Source organism: Arthrobacter sp. 10T44 (assembly GCF_056393885.1).
Map to the genome: position 1 here is coordinate 372,071 of NZ_JBFTGT010000004.1, position 16,490 is coordinate 388,560.

Genomic DNA, 16,490 nt, shown 5'->3' on the forward strand with positions numbered 1-16,490 from the left:
GTCAGGCCCCCTTCACGGGCAACAGTCGCGGATCATACGGGTCCAGGCCCACCGCCTCGGTGGGCGGCCCGTAGCCGGCCATCCGCATCACGGCCTGCTCATCCGCGGGTGATTTCCCGGGCAGGGTGGCGCAGACGGCCCGCAGGATCCGGGCGTGTGGGAGGTCGTCCCGGAGCAGGCCAAAGCGCAGCATCTCCAGGCTGGCCCGGAACCGGCTCAGCAGCTCGCGGCCGGCCGCCAGGTCCACCAGTGCGGCGTATTCCAGCACCATCGGGAGGTAGTCGGGCAGTTCACCGTGGGTGTCCACCAGGATGTCGCTTTGCCGGTAGGTCTTCTTGAAGTTCCCCAGCACTTCGCCGCGGCGCCGGGTGTCTCCGTCGGTCCAGTAGGACAGGTGCAGGGCGTGGCGCTTGCCGAGGTCGAACTCGCGCACATAGTGGGCCTGCAGCTCCAGCGGCGGGGTGGCGTCCAGCCGGTCCAGCACCTCGGCGAAGTCCGCCCCGGCGCCGGGAAACTCGGCCAGCGCGGCCCGCATCAGCGGCACCCGCCCGATCAGTTCCTCGTCCGGGTAGGACAGGCACCAGGCCGCGGCGAGGTAGACGACCTGTTCGCGGCGGCTCACGGCTGGTCCTCCGCCGCCGCCAGGGTGCCCGGTTCGGGCCGCTTGTCCGGGAACAGCCCGGCCGGCGCTCCCGTGCCGTCCCAGTTCAGCAGGTTCACCCGTCCGCGCAGCGTCGTTTCGCCGGGTGCGGCGCCGGAGGTTTGCCGGTCCCGGAGGGCGTTGAAGGTCTCCACCGCCACCGGGACGGGCCTGCCGCTGGCCTCGCCAAACGGCGAGGAGTCCTGCATGCCCGGGCCGCCCTCAAAATCCAGCGAGCAGCCCATTTCCTCGAGGTCGTGGGCCTGCTCCACGTGTGCCTTGGGGATCACGTAGCGCTCCTCGTACTTCGCGATCGCCATCAGCCGGTACATCTCGTACATCGTCTGGCTGTCCATCCCCACGGCTTCCGGGATGGAGTCGTCCGGGTCGTTGCCGAGGCTGATGCCCCGCATGAAGGAGCGCATCGCGGCGAGCTTCTTTAGCACCGCGGTGACCCGGTCCGCGTCGCCGGCGGTGAAGAGTTCGGCGAGGTATTCCACCGGGATGCGCAGCGCGTCGATGGCGCCGAACAGGTTGCCGGCGTCCTCGCCGTCGTGGCCCTGGTCCCGCAGCAGGTCCACCACGGGTGAGAGCGGCGGGACGTACCAGACCATCGGCATGGTCCGGTATTCGGGGTGCAGCGGCAGGGCGACCTTGTAGACCTTGGCCAGGGCGTAGACCGGCGAGCGCCGGGCCGCGTCGATCCAGTCTTCCGGGATGCCCTGGGCCCGCGCCTCGGCCTGCACGGCGGGGTCGCTGGGGTCCAGCAGCACGTCCATCTGGGCGTCGTAGAGCTCCTGCGGGTCCGTCACGGCGGCCGCCGCGGTGACGGCGTCGGCGTCGTACAAAAACAGCCCCAGGTACCGCAGCCGGCCCACGCAGGTCTCCGAGCAGACCGTCGGGAGTCCTACCTCCACCCGCGGGTAGCAGAAGGTGCACTTCTCGGCCTTGCCGGTCTTGTGGTTGAAGTAGATTTTCTTGTACGGGCAGCCGGTGACGCATTGCCGCCAGCCGCGGCACTTGTCCTGGTCCACCAGCACAATCCCGTCCTCCACCCGCTTGTAGATCGCGCCGGAGGGGCAGGAGGCCATGCAGGACGGGTTCAGGCAGTGCTCGCAGATCCGCGGCAGGTAGAACATGAAGGTCTGCCCGTAGGCGAACTTGATCTTGTCCTCGGATTCGCGCCGGACCTTTTCCACGATCGGATCCAGGTGCCCGTTCTCCGTGGAGCCGCCCAGGTCATCGTCCCAGTTCGCGGACCAGGTGATCTTGGTGTCCTCGCCGGTGATCAGGGACTTTGGCCGCGCCACCGGGAAGTCGTCGCCCAGCGGTGCGTCCACGAGGGTCTTGTAGTCGTAGGTCCACGGCTCGTAGTAGTCCTTGAGCTCGGGCTGGACCGGGCTGGCGAAGATCCCCAGGAGCTTCTTGACCCGGCCACCGGCCTTGAGCACGAGCTTGCCGCGTTTGTTCAGCACCCAGCCGCCGTGCCACCTCTCCTGGTCCTCGTAGCGGCGCGGATACCCCTGCCCGGGGCGGGTTTCGACATTGTTGAACCAGACGTATTCGGTGCCCGCACGGTTCGTCCACGCCTGTTTGCAGGTCACGGAGCAGGTGTGGCAGCCGATGCATTTGTCCAGGTTCATGACCATGCCCATTTGGGCCATGACACGCATCAGTACTGCACCTCCTGGGAGCGACGGCGGACGGTGGCCACCATGTCGCGCTGGTTTCCGGTGGGGCCAAGGTAGTTGAACGCGTAGGCCAGCTGGGCGTAGCCGCCGATCAGGTGCGAGGGTTTGACCAGCAGCCGGGTCACGGAGTTGTGGATACCGCCGCGCCGCCCGGTGGCCTCGGACTTCGGCACGTCGATGGTGCGTTCCTGGGCGTGGTGGACGTAGACGACGCCGGCCGGCATCCGGTGGCTGACGATCGCGCGGGCCACCAGGACGCCGTTGATGTTCACGCACTCCACCCAGTCGTTGTCCTTGACCTCGATGGCGTCCGCGTCGGCCGGGCTCATCCAGACCGTGGGTCCGCCGCGGGAGAGCGAGAGCATCAGCAGGTTGTCCTGGTATTCGGAGTGGATGGACCATTTCGAGTGCGGCGTCAGGTAGCGGACCACCACCTCCATGGACCCGTCCCGGCCGAGTTTGGGTTCGCCGAAGAGCCGGTGCATGTCCAGCGGCGGCCGGTAGATCGGCAGCGCTTCACCGATGTCCAGCATCCAGTCGTGGTCCAGGAAGAAGTGCATCCGGCCGGTCAGGGTGTGCCACGGCTTGAGCCGCTCCACGTTGATGGTGAACGGTGCGTAGCGCCGGCCGCCGGTCTCGGAGCCGGACCATTCCGGCGAGGTGATCACCGGGACCGGGCCGGCCTGGGTCTGCGCGAAGGTGATGAACTTTTCCTCGGACCCCTCGGACAGGTCCGCGAGTTTCCGGCCGGTGCGGACTTCCAGGTCCTTGAAGCCCTGCACGGACAGGGCGCCGTTGGTGGTGCCGGAGAAGGCCAGGATGGCCTCGGCCATCTTCGCGTCGGTGTCGATCGCGGGGCGGCCGTCCGCGGCGCCGCCGAGCATCACGCCGTTGGACCGGCTCAGCCGCTCCAACGGCCCTGCGAGTTTGTAGGTGACGTTTTTGACTGTGAAGCCCAGTTTGTCGGCCAGCGGACCGACGGCGGCCAGCTTGTCCGCGATGGCGGTGTAGTCGCGTTCCACCACGGAGAAGATGGGCATGTTCTGTCCCGGCACGGCGGGGATGGAGGCGTCCCGCCAGTCGCGGACTATCCCGCCGGGCTGGGCGAGCTGGCCGGGGGTGTCGTGCTGCAGCGGCACACTGACCAGATCCTTGCGGACGCCCAGGTGCGTCCTGGCCTGCCGGGAGAACTCCTGGGCCAGCAGGTGGAAGGTGTCGAAGTCCGTCTTGGTCTCCCACGGCGGGTCGATCGCGGGGGTGAAGGCGTGCACGAAGGGGTGCATGTCGGTGGAGGACAGGTCGTGTTTCTCGTACCAGGTGGCGGCCGGGAACACGACGTCGGAGAGCAGCGTGGTGGAGGTCATCCGGAAGTCCGCGGAGACCAGCAGGTCCAGTTTTCCTTCCGGCGCCTGCTCGTGCCATTTCACGTCCCGCGGCTTGAGGCCTTCCGCGTGGTCCTTGCCGAGCACGTTGTTGTGGGTGCCCAGCAGGTTGCGCAGGAAGTACTCGTTGCCCTTGGCCGAGGAGCCGAACAGGTTGGAGCGCCACAGCACGAGGGTCCGCGGCCAGTTTTCCGGGGCGTCCACGTCCTCGATCGCCGGGTTCAGGGTGCGGTTTTTCAGTGCGTCGGCGATGTAGCCCGGGGTGTCTTTCGCGGTGCCGGCGGCGACGGCGGCTTCCGCCTCGTCCGCGATGTCCAGCGGGTTACGGTCGAACTGCGGGTAGAACGGCATCCAGCCGAGTCGCGCGGACTGGGCCATCGCGTCCGCGGTGTGCATGCCATCCAGGGCTCCGGTGGACAGCGGAGACTTCAGCGCGTCGGCGGAGTAGCCGTCCTGCCGCCACTGGTCCGTGTGCATGTACCAGTAGCCGGTGCCGATCATGGTCCGCGGCGGCCGGGACCAGTCCAGCGCGTTCGCCAGCGACACCCAGCCGGTGGCGGGGCGGGTCTTCTCCTGGCCCACGTAGTGCGCCCAGCCGCCGCCGTTGCGGCCCATGCAGCCGGTCAGCATGACCAGGGCCAGCACGGCCCGGTAGGTGGTGTCGCCGTGGAACCACTGGCAGATGCCGGCGCCCATGATGATCATGGACCGGCCCTTGGACTGCTCCGCGTTGCGGGCGAACTCCCGGGCCACCCGGATGCAGGCCTGCGCCGGGACGGAGGTGATCTCCTCCTGCCAGGCCGGGGTGTAGGGCGTCGCGGCGTCGTCGTAGCCGGCCGCCCAGTCCCCCGGCAGACCCTCGCGGCCCACGCCGTACTGGGCCAGCATCAGGTCGAACACGGTGGTGACCAACTGGCCCTCCACCTCGAGGACGGGCACGCCGCGTCGGAGCACGCTGCCCTCGCCGCCGGCGTCCTCGAAGCATGGCAGCAGGATCTCGGCGTTTTCAGCGGAGACCTCCCGCAGCGACAGCGCCGGCTCGATGCCCTCGAGGTCCAGGTTCCATTTGCCCTCGCCGCTGCCGGAATAGCGGAACCCCATCGAGCCGTTAGGGACAACGGGCAGGCCGGTCTTCTTGTCGAACAGCACGGTCCGGAACGCCGCGTCCTCAGCCAACGACTCGGCTTTGAGGTCCCTGGCGGTGAGGAACTTGGACGGGGTGAGGGTGCCGTCGTCGCGCCGTTCCAGCCGGACGAGGAACGGCAGGTCGGTGTACTGCCGGACATAATCGGAGAAGAACGGCACGTCGCGCTCAACGAAGAACTCCCTGAGCATGACGTGCCCCATCGCCATCGCCAGGGCGGCGTCGGTGCCGGCCTGGGCGGGCAGCCATTCGTCGGCAAACTTCGTGTTGTCCGCGTAGTCCGGGCTGACCGTGACCACCTTGGTTCCGCGGTACCGCACCTCGGCCATCCAGTGCGCATCCGGGGTCCGGGTCACGGGGACGTTGGAGCCCCACATCATCAGGTAGCGCGCGTCCCACCAGTCGCCGGATTCCGGGACGTCGGTCTGGTCGCCGAAAACCTGCGGGCTGGCCACCGGCAGGTCGGCGTACCAGTCGTAAAAGGACGTCATCACCCCGCCGATGAGCTGGATGAAACGGGTGCCGACGGCATGCGAGACCATCGACATGGCGGGGATCGGGGAGAAACCGGCGCAGCGGTCCGGCCCGTAGTTCTTGATCGTGTTGACGTGCGCGGCGGCCGCGATCTCGATCGCTTCCTGCCAGGAGACACGGACCAGGCCGCCCTTGCCGCGGGCCTGCTGGTAGCGGCGGCGCCGCTCCGGGTCCCCCACGACGTCGGCGAAGGCGAGCACCGGGTCGCCCAGCCGGGCCTTGGCCTCGCGGTACATCTCCACCAGCACACCCCGGGCGTAGGGAAAGCGGACCCGGGTGGGCGAGTAGGTGTACCAGGAGAAGGCGGCTCCGCGCGGGCAGCCGCGCGGCTCGTATTCGGGACTGTCAGGGCCCACCGAAGGGTAGTCGGTCTGCTGGGATTCCCAGGTGATGATGCCGTCCTTGACGTACACCTTCCAGGAGCAGGAGCCGGTGCAGTTCACCCCGTGGGTGGAGCGGACCACCTTGTCGTGGCTCCAGCGGTCCCGGTAGAAGATGTCGCCCTTGCGGCCGCCTTCCCGGAACACCGCCCTGCCGTCCTCGGTCTGGTCCCATTTCGTGAAAAAGCGGCCAAGCTTCAACATTGCGTCCGAGGCGGGTCCATCCAACCCCGCGGGGCCTCCGGCAGTCATGCCCCCAAAGCTATGGGGCACCCTGCTCCCCCGATAGGGCCCTACGGCACTAGTGTCACAACCGCCACTTTAGTCTCAGCGCGGACTGCGAAACGGGACTCAGGCGAACGACTCGAGTTCGACGCCGGCCTTCTCCAGCGCGGCGCGGACGGCGGCGGCCACCTGCACCGAGCCGGGGGTGTCACCGTGCAGGCACAGCGAATGCGGTGTGAGCGTGACGACGGTTCCGTCGACCGCCAGGACTTCGCCCTTGAGGGCCAGCCGGAGCGCGCGCTCGACGATCTCGTCCGGGTCCTCGATCACCGATTCCTCCTCCAGCCGCGGCACCAGCGAGCCATCCGGGAGGTAGGCGCGGTCGGCGAAAGCCTCGTGGAACACGGGATTGCCGGCCTCACGGGCAATCCTGAGCAAGGCCGAACCCTCCAGGCCCAAGATCGGAAGCCCCGGATCGTAGGCCTGGATGGCGGCGACCACGGCGGAGGCCTGTTCGTCGTCGTGCATCGTGCGGTCGTAGAGGCCGCCGTGCACCTTGACGTAGTCCACCGAGGCGCCCACCGCATGGGCCACGCCGTCGAGCGCGCCGAGCTGGTAGAGAACCGCGCCGAACAAGTCGTCGAAGCTCATGTCCATGGCGCGGAGCCCGAAGCCGGCCAGGTCGGGATAGCCCAGGTGGGCGCCGACCCTGACGTCGAGTTCGTAGGCCGCGCGGCAGGTGTCCAGCATGGTGACGGGGTCCCCGGCGTGCAGACCGCAGGCCACGCTGGCGCTGGTGACGAGCGGGAACATCGCCGCGTCATCGCCCATCGTCCAGGAGCCGAAGGACTCCCCGAGGTCAGCGTTCAGATCCACGGGTTCCGCCTTCCAGGTCCGGGCCGGCTTCCGCGGTACCGGCGCCGGGCTTCAGCTCGCCGGGGATGGTCACCGGCATCGGGCCGAAGGCCTCCTTGGCATTTTCGACGACGGCGCGTCCCATCATCCGGTTGCCGACGCCGCCCACCACGGCGCCGATGCCGAAGGGCAGCGCGCGGCCCAGCAGAGCGGTGCCCTGGCGCTTGAGCAGGTTCCGCAGGAAGGCCCGCTGGATCCGCTCTCGCACCGACCCGAAGCCGATCATCGGCGCCCTGCGTGCGAAGAGCGTGCCCCAGGCCTGGGTTGGCCCCTTGCCCTGCCCGGCGGCGTGGCCGCTCAGCGAGCTCAGCAGGGCGGTGCCTTCTTCGCCGAGCATGATGGCCATGACCAACGTGCTGGCCCTCTCCGGGTCGACCATTCGCACCCCGTGCAGTTCCGCCAGCGAGGTGGCGAACAGCGCGGTAGCCTCCAGGAATCCGACGGTCGCGGCGGCGGAGAGACCCAGCGCGGCCACGGTGCCGACGCCGGGGATAACGGCCGAGCCGCCGACGAGGGCACCGCCGCCGGTAACGGCGGTCAGGTAGTTGCGTTCCAGGATGGCGGCGAGCTGCGCCGCGGTGGCGTTCGGGTGCTTCCGCTGCAGCCGGCGCAGGTTCGCCAGAACCAGCGGCCGCTGGATTTCCACCGCGCGCAGGAGCATGTTGTGGACGCCGGGCTTGGGCTTGCCGTCGGCGTCGAACATTGCGCTGTGGGCGGTCTTTTGGGCAATTCTCATTGCCGGGTTGCTGCGCTTGGCCATCATCGCCTCTCCGTGAACCGTAAGTGTGCTGAACATCGTCCAGCCTTAACACTAGGCCACGTGCCGCCTGGCCGCTCTTGCGCAGCCCCGGGCCGGTGCCGCCGCCGGGCAGGGACGCTAGAGCACCCAGGATTCGGCCAAGGCGATGAACGCCGAGGAGGACGGTCCCAGCGGACCGGGATAGACCGCCGGCGTGCCCGGCCACTCCACCCCGAATTCCGCGAGCCGACCGGTGCTGCAGGGCAGATAAACGTTGCTCAGCGCGGCGCTGCCCTCGCCGAGCTGGAAGTTGGGGGCGGTGAACTGCCTTCGGTCCAGGATGCCGCTGATTGCCAGCTCCGCCTTGTGGCCGGTTGCGCGGAACCCGGTCGCCGGGTCCACTTCCACCGTGAACTCGTCGTGGGTGTGCCCGATCCCGGTCAGCGGGAAGCGGGACGCTTCCGGGAAATAGCGGGTAAGTTCGGTGGCCAGGGTTTTCGCGAGGGCCTCATTGGTGCCGTAGCTGCGCCAGCCCTGCAGGGTCGCAACCAGCAGGGCACTCCCGGCACCCCAGCGTGACCAGTCGGCCTGCCAGAACGTGGCGAAGCAGCTGGCCGGCTCGCCCGGGACCTGGGCGCCCCGGGAGTCCGCCGGGTGCAGCGCCAGGCCCGCGTTGATTCCCACGAATGCCAGGCTGCGCCGCGCCGCTGCGGTGGCCGTTTTCTCCATGTGAGGAGCCTAACGGGACGGCAACGGCTGCGGCCGGAAGGTCTTCACCTCCGGCCGCAGCCGTGTCCTGGCTGGGTTTCCCGTCTGAAGCGGTCCCCACTGAAGCGTTCCCGCCCGGGGCGCTCCCGCTTAGCGCGGGGTGCGGATCAGTTTCTTGTTCACGAATTCGTCCATGCCGAACCGACCCAGCTCACGCCCGACGCCGGAGCGCTTGACGCCGCCGAACGGCAGGTCCGCCTGCGTTACGGCCACCGAGTTGATGAAGACCATGCCGGTGTCCAGCCGGTCCGCGAGGTCCTGGGCCTTGCGCGGGTCGGCGCTGAAGACCGAGCCGCCGAGCCCGTACGGGGACCCGTTGGCGAGTTCGATTGCTTCCTCGGCGCTGGCCACCTTGTAGATGACCGCGGCCGGGCCGAACAGCTCCTCGGAGAAGGCGCGCATCTCCGGCGTGACGTCGGTGAGCACGGTGGGCTCCACGAAGGCACCCGGGCCGTCCACGAGGTGGCCGCCGGTGCGGAGCGTGGCGCCCTTGTCCACGGCGTCCTGGATCTGTTCGATCAGGCCGTCCGCGGCGCTCTGCGAGGAGAGCGGACCGAACTTGGTGTCCTCCAGCAGCGGGTCCCCGGGCTTGATCCCGGCCATCCGGGCGGTGAACTTTTCCACGAAGGGCTCGTAGAGGTCCTCGAGCACGATGAACCGCTTCGAGGCGGTGCAGGCCTGCCCGGCGTTGCCCATCCGGCCGCCCACGGCGGCCTTGACGGTGGCGTCGAGGTCATCGGAATCCAGCACGATGAAGGGGTCGCTGCCGCCGAGTTCCAGCACGTACTTCTTCAGGTTCCGGCCGGCCACTTCGGCCACGGCCGAACCGGCCCGCTCGCTGCCGGTCAGGGAGACGCCCTGGATCCGGCTGTCGGCGATGACCTCGGCGACCTGTTCGTTGCTGAGGAAGAGGTTGGTGTAGGCGCCCTGCGGGAGTCCGGCATCCTTGAAGATTTCCTCGATCGCGAGGGCAGACTGCGGGCAGCTGCCGGCATGCTTGAGCAGGATCGTGTTGCCCAGGACCAGGTTCGGCGCCGCGAAGCGCGCCACCTGGTAGTACGGGTAGTTCCACGGCATGATGCCGAGCAGGGGTCCGACCGGAGCCGAACGGACGACGGCGGAGCCGCCGCCCTTGACCTCCAGCGGCTCGTCCTTGAGGAAGCCCGGGCCTTCCGCGGCGTAGTAGTCGTAAATATCGGCCACGAGCTGCACTTCGCCGCGGGCCTGTGCCAGGGGCTTGCCCATCTCGGTGCTGATCAGCCGGGCGAGCTCGTCCTGGCGTTCCCGGTACAGTTCTGCGACGCGGGCGATCACCTTGGCGCGGGCCTCGACAGGGGCGGCGCGCCAGGCCTGGAACGCCTGCTGCGCGGCTGCGAGCGCCTCTTCCACCTCGCCCGCGGTAGCGAGCGGGAATTCCTTCAGAGTTTCTCCGGTCGCGGGGTTCACTGTCTTGTAGGCAGTCATTGGTCCACCATCTCCGTTTCTGGCTGGTTAGAGCCGGTTCGGACGCGGACCGCCGTTGGCGCCGGATACGGCGTCGACGGCGGTTCCCGCCCATTGCGCGGGGCCGGCCTGCCTGCAAAGGCGGGCCAAGTCCCTTAGGCGCCAACCGAGGTGTCCCCGGGAGTATTCCATCCAGCCGCGGCCGTTGCCGTCCCCAGACCTCAGGGACGGCCAGCCGCCGCCACCTGTCCCCTAGAGTGCCACGTCGCCGCAGAGGTGGACCTGCACCCCTAGCTCGGCAAAGAATGCGGCCTTGGCTTCCAGCGCCTTGTCCGCCGTGGCGGCGTCCGGGGCGTAGACCACCTGGGCGTGGTTGGCCTTGTGGCGGGCCATCAGCTGATCTCGGCTGACGCCGTCGAGGACGGCGTGCATGATCGGCCACTGCGGGTCGGTCGCGTCCAGCCGGCGTTGGGTCTCCTCCGCCGGAAGCTCGACGACGTGGCCGCGGCCCAGGTCCACGTGCAGCCGGTCGTCCATGATGAAGACCCGCGACCAGACGATCTCCCCCGGCTTGGAGACACCGCTGAGGGTGCCGCCTCCCAGCGGAAAGAACATCTCGGGCTGTCGCATGGAGTACGACTTGTCGTAGCCGCCATTGTGGGAGGCCGGCACGGAGCCGGAGATCTCGAAGACCCAGACGAACTCGCCGTCGTAGTCGGCACCCCAGCGCACGTCGTGCAGCGTGGTGGCAGGATCGAGCCCCATCGCGGTCCAAATCCGGTTGGTGATGAGGGCGTCGACGGCGACCCCCTCGTCCACCTCGTTGAAGTGCGGCAGCGCCTTTCCGGCGAACAGTTCCCGGCCGCCGTCGCGGGAGTAGACGGGCGGGCGCTGGACGTTGTTGAGCAGGCCTTCGGCCAGGTCGGACGCCGGGACGGTGTCCTTGAGGCCCTGCTGGTACTGGATGCCGACGGCGTCGACGCCGTAATCGTCCGAGATGCGCAGCGCGGCAATGTACATCTTGAGCTGGCTGTGGACCTGGTCGGGGGTCAGCTCCGTCGCAGGGTCGGTGCCGAAGTGGAAGGTCAGGCCGGCGTCGTCGAGCCAGCTCTTCACCGCGTCGGCCTCTGCGTCCGGGACCTTCAGCATCTCGGCCACGAGGGCGCTCTGCGAGAGCCGCTCCTTGTAGATGCCCAGCGGGTTGAGCATTTCGTCGTCGATGATGGCGTTGTACATGCCCATGCAACCCTCGTCGAAGACGCCGATGATGGCCTTGTCGGCCATCAGCTGCTGCGCCAGGGCGCGTCCCAGCCGGACCTCCTCCGTATCCGCCAGCGGCGGCAGTTCGCGGACGTGGCTCGTGTCGTGGGTGATGCTGCCGGAGGTGAGCCAGGATTTGAGCTTGCCCACCGCCCATTCGTCGGTGAAGTCCTCGCTCCACAGCGCGGAGTAGTCGACCTTGGCCTTGGTCAGGCTTCCGGTGAGGTTAAGCAGGCCCACCAGCCCCGGGAAGTCGCCCGCCCAGTTCGCCACGACCAGGATCGGGCCGCGGTGCGTGCGCAGGCCGGCCAGGACGTGGTGGCTGTACTGCCAGACGGCCTCGACAACCACCACCGGCGCCGTCGGCGGAATGTTCTTGAAAACTTCCATACCCATGCGCTGGCTGTCGATGAAGCCATGCCCGGTGTCGGGGTTGACGCCGTGCGCGCGGACCACCTGGTAGCCGAGGGACTCCACGGCGGCCGCGAAGTGCCCTTCGAGCTGCTGCTGGGTGGGCCAGCACTTGGTGTTGGCAGCGAGCCGCAGGTCGCCGCTGCTGATGGTGTAGACCGTGTTGGCCTCGGCGTCGGGGGTTTCCGTGATGGACGGGAAGGTGTAACTGCTCATGGTGTGGTTTCCCTTTCAAGGTTTTGGGGGCTCAGACGTTCCTCGCGTCCGGCGAGGGCGTGGGCAATGTCCTGGGTGGCCGGGTAAAGGCGTAAGTAGAGGTCGTACAGCTCCTCATAGTCCGCGCTCACGGCAGGGTTGGGGTGGACGGTCCGGGCGGGCGGATTCCACTCGCTGATCCGGACCTCGGCAACCGTGCCCGCGGCCAGATACGCGGCGCCGTAGCTGGCGCCGATGGTCTGGCTCGGAATGAGCTGCGGCTGCCCGGTCACGTCGGAAACGATCTGGGTCCACAGCTCACCCTGGGTTCCGCCGCCGACGGCCACGATGCGCCGGATGTTTCCGCCGGCCAGCTCCATGGACTCGATGTTGTGCCGGACGCCCAGTGCCGTGGCCTCCAGGGCGGCGCGGTACAGGTCGCCGCGGGTGTGCGAGAGGGTCAGCCCGGCAATGATGCCGCGGGCTTGCGGATCCGCCACCGGGGTCCGTTCGCCGGCGAAGTAGGGCAGCATCAGGAGTCCACGGGCGCCGGGGCCCGAGGCGGCGGCCAGCTCCAGCAGTTCCGGGAAGTCGAGGGAGCCGAACAGTTCCTTGAGCCAGGACGTGACCGCCCCGGAGGTGGCCATCCCGCCGGCCAGGTTGCGGGTTCCCTCGAACGCGCCGACCGTCCCCCACAGCTGGGGTGAGGTGACCCGGTCCGGGACGGTGTTGACCAGGAACATGGTGGTGCCGTACATCAGCATCAGGTCGCCATTGTTCTGGCTGTCCACGCTGACGGCTTCGCTCCAGGCGTCGATGGTTCCGGCAATCACCGGGACTCCGGCCGGAAGCCCGGTGGCGACGGCGGCCTCCGCGCTGACGTACCCGGCGGTGTCGCCGGGCCAGAGCAGCGGCGGAAGTTCCAGCCCGGGAGCGATCTTGCTCGCGAAGGGCGGATACCATTCCAGCGTCCGGGTGTCGTACAACGGCGTGCACTGGCTGGCGGAGTGGTGGTCCAGCACGTACGCGCCGGTGAGCTGGTAGGCCAGCCAGGAGGAGGGCATAAAAAGCCGGCGGCTCCTGGCGAAAGTGTCCGGCTCGTGCCGGGCCAGCCACGCCAGCTTGGGCCCGACGGCCTGGGTGGACAGCACGGAGCCGCAGCGCTCCATAATGAGCTCGTCGCCGCCCAACTCAGCGGTGAGGGACTCGATCTGCTCGGTGGCCCGGGAGTCGATGCCGTAAAGGATCGCCGGGCGCAGCGGGGTGCCGTCCTGGTCCGTGACGAGGACGCAGGGGCCCATGCCGCTGACGCCGACGGCGACGATTTGTTCGTCCGCGCCCCGGCCGGCCAGCAGTTCGCGGCTGATCGCGGCGAATTCCTCCCACCACAGGTCCCCGTCCATCTCGGCCCAGCCCGGCCGGGGCCGGCTTACCTCGTGGCTGCGCGCGGCGGAACGGAGCACCTTGCCCTCCAGGTCCACGACGACGCCCTTGCTGCTGCTGGTGCCGATGTCGACGCCGAGCACCGCCCGGACCGGCTGATCCGTCACTGTGCCGGCCTCAGGCGCAGGCCCTGCATGCCGCCGTCGACCGCCAAGGAGGTTCCGGTGGTGGAGCCGGCGGCCGGTGATGCGAGGTAGGTGATGGCGGCCGCCACCTCGTCCGCGGTGACCAGCCGGCCGTGGGGCTGGCGGGCGTTGAGGGCGGCGCGTTCGGCCTGCGGATCGTCGCTTTGGGCCATCAGGCGGCCGATCCATGGGGTGTCAGCGGTGCCCGGGTTCACGCAGTTGACCCTGATGCCTTCGCGGATATGGTCCGCGGCCATGGCCAGCGTCAGGGACAGGACCGCGCCTTTGCTGGCACCGTACAGCGCCCGCTGCGGCAGACCCGCCGTGGCCGCGATGGAACACGTGTTGACGATCGCGGCGGCCGGCGAGCGCCGCAGATGCGGCAGTGCGGCCCGGCTGACCCGCACCATGCCGAGCACGTTGATGTCGAGGACGCGGTGCCATTCATCGTCGTCGTTGTCCGCGATCGTGCCTTGGGCGCCGATCCCGGCGTTGTTGACGACGACGTCGATCCGGCCAAAGTGTTCGGCGACCCCCTGGACTGCCGCGACCACGGAGGCGTCGTCGGCCACGTCGCAGCGCACCGCGAAGTGCCCCTTCGCGGCGTCCTCCGGGTTCAGGTCCAGGACCGCCACCGAGGCTCCGGCGGCGGCGAGCCGGGCGGCTGCCGCGGCGCCGATGCCGGAAGCACCTCCGGTCACAATCGCGACCAGCCCATCCATCTCCGTTGTCATGCTTGTCCTTTCCAAAGACATTTAATTGCTTGCTCGCCGCCTGCCGGGCCGGTCAGGCCCGGTGAGGCAGGCTGGCGCGGCGGCTGTTCAGGACTGCGCGAAGACCTGCCGCTGCCGGCCCAGGCCCTCGATCTCGACCTCGACGACGTCACCGGCTTTGAGGTACGGGAACTTGCCGGAGAGCGCCACGCCCTGCGGGGTGCCGGTGAGGACCACGTCGCCGGGCTCGAGGGTGAGGTACTGGCTCAGGTGGTGGATCAGGAAGTCGACCGGGAAGACCATGTCAGCCGTGCTGGAATCCTGGCGGGGCTCGCCGTTGACCCAGCTGCGGAGCCGGAGCCTGCCCGGATCGACCTCGTCGGCGGGCACGAGCCACGGCCCGAGCGGGGAGAACCCGGGCGAACACTTGCCCTTGGACCACTGGCCGCCGGACTCCTCGATCTGGAAGGCACGCTCGGACAGATCGTTGGCAACCAGATAGCCCGCGATGTGCGCGGCAGAGTCGGCCGGCGAGCCGAGGTAGCTGGCGCGCCGGCCGATCACCACCCCGAGTTCGACCTCCCAGTCGGTCTTGGTGGAATTGCGCGGGATGAACGCCGCATCATCCGGGCCAGCGACTGTGTTGGGCGTCTTGAGGAAGATAATGGGAACCTCGGGCGGCAGCGCCCCGGATTCGGCGGCATGCGCGGCGTAGTTCATACCCACGCAGATGACCGCGGACGGACGGGTGATCGGAGCGCCGACCCGGAGGCCGGCGGGATCCAGCGGCTCAAGCTCTCCGCGCTCCAGGGCGTTCCGCGTGGCGGCAATTCCCCCGCCGGCAAGGAACTCGCCGGTGATGTCCGAAGTCAGGGGAGATAGATCATATGTCTTTTCCGTACCTGCGCCATTTGCAGCAATCACGGCGGGGCGTTCCGCACCAGCGGGGCCCAAGCGAACCAACTTCACACTTCCTCCAAATCGGGCAACTCTGCCCGCCGCTAACCCGGCGGCCGGACCGGCCGCGCGGAAAGGTGTCGCACACCACAATACAGACCACACCGTCGTTGACAAGCCATACATCGGATGTTTACTGTCGAATTCACCGCCCGACCGGGCGACGCGAGATTCCGGGGATGCCCGGAGCATGAGGAGTTCCCACGTGAGTACCATCACCGCCGTCACGGTCAGTGACGTCCGCTTTCCGACGTCGTCGTCCCTGGACGGCTCGGATGCCATGAATCCCGACCCGGACTACTCGGCGGCCTATCTGGTGATCGGCACCGACGCCGGCGACGACCTTGAAGGCCACGGCTTCGTCTTCACTATCGGGCGCGGCACCGAAGTGGTGGCCAGCGCCCTGACAGCCCTCGTCCCCTATCTCCAGGACCGGAACGCCGAGGAGCTGCTCGATGACATGGGCGGTACCTGGCGCTCCATGGTGCACGACTCGCAGCTGCGCTGGCTGGGGCCGGAGAAGGGGATCATGCACATGGCCATCGGGGCGGCCATCAACGCCCTGTGGGACTTGAAGGCAAAACGCGCCGGGTTGCCGCTGTGGCAGCTGCTGTCCCGGCTGTCGCCCGAAGAGCTGGTTGACCTGGTGGACTTCCGCTACCTCAGCGACGCCCTCACCCCGGAAGAGGCCCTCGCTATCCTGCGGGGCGCAGAAACCGGCCGTCCGGGTCGAGAGTCCGAGCTGCTCCGCGCCGGCTATCCGGCGTACACCACCACCCCGGGCTGGCTCGGCTACGACGATGCCAAGCTCTCCCGGCTGTGCCGCGAGGCCGTCGCGGACGGCTTCCCGCTGGTCAAGCTCAAGGTTGGCGCCAACCTGGCGGATGACGTCCGGCGTTTGCGCGTCGCCCGGGACGCCTGCGGACCGGGCATCAAGATCGCCGTGGACGCGAACCAGCGCTGGGACACCACGGAGGCCATCGAATGGATCCGCGGCCTCGGCGACCCCGACCTCGCCTGGGTGGAGGAACCGACGAGCCCGGACGACATCCTGGCCCATGCCGCGATCGCCCGCGCCATCGCCCCGATTCCGGTGGCGACCGGGGAGCATGTCCAGAACCGGGTGGTGTTCAAGCAGATGCTGCAGGCCGGATCCCTCGAGGTGCTGCAGCTCGACGCGGCGCGAGTTGCCGGCGTGAACGAAAACATCGCCATCCTGCTCCTCGCGGCCAAGTTCGGGGTCCGGGTCTGCCCGCACGCCGGCGGCGTAGGCCTCTGCGAAGCCGTCCAGCACCTCTCGATGTTCGACTACGTGGCAGTTTCCGGGCAACTCGAGGGCAGGATGATCGAATTCGTCGACCACCTCCATGAGCACTTCGTCGTCCCGGTCGACGTCCATGGCGGGCGCTACTGGCCCCCGGCCGCCCCGGGCGGCGGCAGCGAAATGAAAGCGCACTCGCTCGCTGAGTTCTCCTTCCCGGCCGGTCCGGCGTGGTCCGCTCCGGCTGAAGCTGTGGCAGGCTAA

At 68.7% G+C, this 16,490-nt stretch carries 12 protein-coding genes; 1 reads left to right on the forward strand and 11 read right to left on the reverse strand.

Annotated elements, in window-relative coordinates:
- Window position 1: 1 nt before the first annotated feature.
- The 11 genes from narJ to AC1DBL_RS09750 all read right to left on the reverse strand — a co-directional run bounded on the left by narJ (window position 2) and on the right by AC1DBL_RS09750 (window position 14,977).
- Window positions 2-622, reverse strand: a complete 621-nt coding sequence (gene narJ / locus AC1DBL_RS09700; protein WP_441418045.1) for a nitrate reductase molybdenum cofactor assembly chaperone — start codon at window positions 620-622, stop codon at window positions 2-4.
- The gene (gene narH, locus AC1DBL_RS09705; protein WP_476926007.1) at window positions 619-2,313 is read right to left on the reverse strand and encodes a nitrate reductase subunit beta; all 1,695 of its coding nucleotides are present in this window, start codon (window positions 2,311-2,313) and stop codon (window positions 619-621) included. Before narH ends, narJ begins: the two co-directional genes overlap by 4 nt.
- Window positions 2,313-6,023, reverse strand: a complete 3,711-nt coding sequence (locus AC1DBL_RS09710) for a nitrate reductase subunit alpha (protein WP_476926008.1) — start codon at window positions 6,021-6,023, stop codon at window positions 2,313-2,315. The genes narH and AC1DBL_RS09710 overlap by 1 nt, the downstream gene beginning before the upstream one ends.
- Before the next feature lie 99 nt (window positions 6,024-6,122).
- A complete protein-coding gene (locus tag AC1DBL_RS09715; protein WP_476917252.1) occupies window positions 6,123-6,872 on the reverse strand; it encodes a LamB/YcsF family protein in 750 nt (249 codons plus the stop codon).
- Entirely contained in the window at window positions 6,856-7,671 is an 816-nt protein-coding gene (locus tag AC1DBL_RS09720; protein ID WP_441418179.1) for a hypothetical protein, read from the reverse strand. Before AC1DBL_RS09720 ends, AC1DBL_RS09715 begins: the two co-directional genes overlap by 17 nt.
- Before the next feature lie 117 nt (window positions 7,672-7,788).
- A complete protein-coding gene (locus AC1DBL_RS09725; protein WP_476926009.1) occupies window positions 7,789-8,379 on the reverse strand; it encodes a hypothetical protein in 591 nt (196 codons plus the stop codon).
- A 129-nt stretch (window positions 8,380-8,508) separates the two neighbouring features.
- Window positions 8,509-9,882, reverse strand: a complete 1,374-nt coding sequence (locus AC1DBL_RS09730) for an NAD-dependent succinate-semialdehyde dehydrogenase (RefSeq protein ID WP_476892962.1) — start codon at window positions 9,880-9,882, stop codon at window positions 8,509-8,511.
- 231 nt (window positions 9,883-10,113) lie between these two features.
- Window positions 10,114-11,748 (reverse strand): fucose isomerase, encoded by a 1,635-nt coding sequence (locus AC1DBL_RS09735; protein ID WP_441418051.1) that lies wholly within the window; start codon window positions 11,746-11,748, stop codon window positions 10,114-10,116.
- Complete coding sequence (locus AC1DBL_RS09740) at window positions 11,745-13,277, reverse strand: FGGY-family carbohydrate kinase (protein WP_441418052.1); 1,533 nt, start codon at window positions 13,275-13,277, stop codon at window positions 11,745-11,747. The genes AC1DBL_RS09735 and AC1DBL_RS09740 overlap by 4 nt, the downstream gene beginning before the upstream one ends.
- On the reverse strand, window positions 13,274-14,029 hold the full coding sequence (locus AC1DBL_RS09745) for an SDR family NAD(P)-dependent oxidoreductase (protein ID WP_441418053.1): 756 nt from the start codon (window positions 14,027-14,029) through the stop codon (window positions 13,274-13,276). The genes AC1DBL_RS09740 and AC1DBL_RS09745 overlap by 4 nt, the downstream gene beginning before the upstream one ends.
- Window positions 14,030-14,116: 87 nt before the next feature.
- The gene (locus AC1DBL_RS09750) at window positions 14,117-14,977 is read right to left on the reverse strand and encodes a fumarylacetoacetate hydrolase family protein (protein WP_476892964.1); all 861 of its coding nucleotides are present in this window, start codon (window positions 14,975-14,977) and stop codon (window positions 14,117-14,119) included.
- A 193-nt stretch (window positions 14,978-15,170) separates the two neighbouring features.
- On the opposite strand from AC1DBL_RS09750, the gene AC1DBL_RS09755 reads away from it, so the two are divergent.
- Window positions 15,171-16,490, forward strand: a complete 1,320-nt coding sequence (locus tag AC1DBL_RS09755) for an enolase C-terminal domain-like protein (protein WP_476926010.1) — start codon at window positions 15,171-15,173, stop codon at window positions 16,488-16,490.